Source organism: Cupriavidus sp. SIMBA_020 (assembly GCF_046535395.1).
GTDB lineage: Bacteria > Pseudomonadota > Gammaproteobacteria > Burkholderiales > Burkholderiaceae > Cupriavidus > Cupriavidus campinensis.
In genome coordinates this window covers 1-304 of record NZ_JAWRWU010000304.1, presented here as the reverse complement: position 1 = coordinate 304, position 304 = coordinate 1, and the positions used below count along the sequence as shown (strand labels likewise).

General features: G+C 36.8%; 1 protein-coding gene. It reads left to right on the top strand.

Going from position 1 to position 304, the window contains the following annotated elements:
- Window positions 1-48 precede the first annotated feature (48 nt).
- A partial coding sequence (locus tag SB751_RS29315; protein ID WP_410748942.1) for a hypothetical protein occupies window positions 49-304 on the top strand: 256 nt, incomplete at its 3' end.

Sequence of the window (304 nt, the reverse complement as noted above, 5' to 3'; positions counted from 1 at the left end):
GTTCGAGAATTAACTGAAAAAATCTTAGAACGATATCCGATCCGCCCTATGATTGATAGTAACGATAACAACGGAAATGAGTATGCTTGGCAAGGCAACTACTGGATTCGTGCTTATCTACACTTTTATTCTGTAACACAAGATATAAAATATATAAATTGGGCTATAGAATTAGCTAATAAGATGCTCAACGATACAGATCAAGAGCGCGCGACGAGACAAGCTAATTTTATTAATGACTATACCCGAGCCCCTAAAGCATTACTTATAAATCGTGACTTATTAGCACCAGGATGGAAACAAC